Origin of the sequence: Peribacillus sp. NPDC060253, from assembly GCF_042727425.1 — a bacterium.
Taxonomy (GTDB): domain Bacteria; phylum Bacillota; class Bacilli; order Bacillales; family DSM-1321; genus Peribacillus.
On record NZ_JBHXAS010000240.1, the window covers coordinates 1 to 2,744 of the forward strand.

The following is a 2,744-nucleotide window of genomic DNA, read 5'->3' on the forward strand; positions in this document are numbered from 1 at the left end:
GATAAAAAACAGCGTCCCGTAAGGGGCGCTGTTTTTTATTATACTGTTGCATCTTCCTGTTTTTCGGTCACTGCATCGTTCAATTTTTTAAATCGATAAATAAAGTAAAGAAGTGATAATACTAATGCCACAACAAGGAATATGGCTAATATGCTAAGATTATGCCACATGAAGCTATAATCTCCTGTTGAGATGACTGCTCGAAAAGCATTTATCGAATAAGTCATCGGTAAGAATGGTGTGAAACCTTGCAGGAAGCCGGGAACCAATTCATTTGGGAATGTTCCGCCACTGCTCGTCAGTTGAAGAATTAAAATTAATAATGCTATAAACCGACCCGGATTATCAAGGGCTGATCCTAGGAACTGAATGATAGCCATGAATGTACAGCTTGCAAGGATGCTTACTGCAAAAAATAACGGAAGACTCGTGACATTGATTCCAAGTCCTAATATTAATATTGAGTCCACCAAAATGGCTTGACAGATTCCTATGAGAGCCATGACACTGTATTTACTAATAAACCAGCTGAATCCATTAGCAGGCTTAACAGCAGGCTCTCTTAACTTGAAGATAATCGTCAGAACGATAGCCCCGATATATAAACTCAATGAAATTAAATATGGTGCAAAACTAGTGCCATAGTTAGGTACATTATTTATTGGCAGTTTATCCACTTTCACTGGACTTGCAAACATGTCATATACATCTTCATTGGATTTAATTTTACCTGCTTCGTTTGCTCCATCCTTCAATTCGTCATGTAATTCTTCCGATCCATCAGAAAGTTTGGCGATTCCATCTTGTAGCTTAATGGCTCCATTCGCCAGTTCTCCCATACCACTCGTTAGGCTGGATGAACCTTCTTTCAACTTATCTGTTCCTGTAATCAGGCTTTTCGAACCTTCCGAAAGCTGTGAGGTTCCACTAGATAATTGCTTGGATCCATCTTCTAGCTGATCAAGCCCGCTGACTAAGTTATTGCTGCCTTCGGTTAACTGTCCAAGCCCACTCTGAGCTGAATCTATGCTATCGCCAAATGTTGTCAATCCAGACACCAATTGACCTTGACCGTTTTTCAGTTCATTCGCACCATTTGCAAGTTTATCTTGAGCTTGTTTCAATTGAGTGAAACCGCCGCTTAGCGCACTTGTGCCTTCTCCCAATTGTTCTGCTCCATCACTTAGGCTGTTTCCGCCTTTAGCAATTTCAGAAGCACTCGCCGAGAGTTTCCCTACACCTTCAGAAACACCTCTACTCCCTTCGCTAATACGAGACAGAGAAGCAATCACTCCATCCAAACGTGCTTTCTCGTCAGGATCATCCGTAGCTCCGGATTGTTGTTTTAATCCGGAAATAACTTCTTCCAAGCCTGCAGAAACTTCAGAAGCTCCTGCTTTCGCTTCACTCGAAGCTGCACTCCATTCAGACAATGAACCTGAAAGCTGACTAGCCCCAGCAGCTACCCCATTTGCTCCCTCTGTCAAGGCTGGCAGCTTTTCTTCTATCTGGTTGAAACCTTCTAATGATTGTTGCAGTCCAGTGGCCAATTCACCAGTTCCCGCTTCAGATTTTTGGGCTCCTTGTAAGAGCTTGGTTTGCCCATCTTTCATTTGTCCAACACCAGAGCTAAATTGCTGTAACCCTTGATTTAGCTCTTTTGATCCCATAGCTGCCGAACCGACCCCATTGGAAAAGGTCAGTGATTTTTCAGCCAGTTTTTCTAGATTTTCGTGGATTTCAACAGAACCTGAATGGACGGAATCTATTCCTTCATCCACTTTTTTGGAACCTTCTTTAGCAGAGTTAATTCCATCACCAAGTTCACTCGATCCATTTTTCACTGTATCGGTTCCATCTTTCAATTTTCCCGCACCATCACTGGCACTTTTTAGTCCGTCAGCAACTTCGTTCAAATTGTCGAACATTGATTCGGCATAGGTTTTCGTAACGGCTGCCGAAACTTCCCCTTTGATTTTCTCGGAAGCTGCGTCACCTATCTTAGTAGATATATAGTTAAACCCTTCATTCGACGTGTAAATTAAATCGAGTTTTTCCGGATTGTCCTCTTGCAAGGTCGTTGCATTTTTCGAAAAGTTTTTCGGGATTTCTATTTTCATGTAATAATCTTGATTTTCCAGACCTTCATTCGCTTCTTTTTGACTGACGAAATGCCAATCGAAATCCTTTTTTTCCTTTAGCTCTTTCACTAAGTCTTTTCCTATTGTCAGTTCCGATTCATTAAACTCGGCACCCTCATCCATATTGACAATGGCGACAGGCAATTGGTCGACCTTACCATATGGATCCCAAAACGCCCAAAGGAACGTTCCGCTGTATAGCAAGGGAATCATGATGATCCCTATTATCGAAATGAGTATCATAGGATGTTTTATTATTGCTAAGAATTCACCCTTTAAAGATTTTAACACGCCTACCAAGTCCTCCTTAACGACGAATATGCCGTTTAATTTAATAATTTTCATCAGTGAAAAATGGGTTGAAGAATACATGAATTAAGTCATTTGCTTCTGCAATATATAGATTGGATTTTTTATCTTGATCCTTTATATATATTACTTTCCAAACAAAAAATGACTAATGACTATATTGTTCATTCGGTCATTAACACGAAAGTAATATAACATTTATCACCCTTTTTATCAATATTTTTTCACTTTTCACATCCTGAATTTACTATTTTCAAACCTGATATAACACGCAAAGAAGGGCATCCATAATGG

At 40.2% G+C, this 2,744-nt stretch carries 1 protein-coding gene; it reads right to left on the reverse strand.

Annotated elements, in window-relative coordinates:
• Positions 1 to 38: 38 nt before the first annotated feature.
• Positions 39 to 2,432: a YhgE/Pip domain-containing protein gene (locus tag ACFWE9_RS26525; protein WP_230155694.1), complete on the reverse strand. Its 2,394-nt coding sequence runs from the start codon at positions 2,430 to 2,432 to the stop codon at positions 39 to 41.
• Between the last annotated feature and the right edge of the window lie 312 nt (positions 2,433 to 2,744).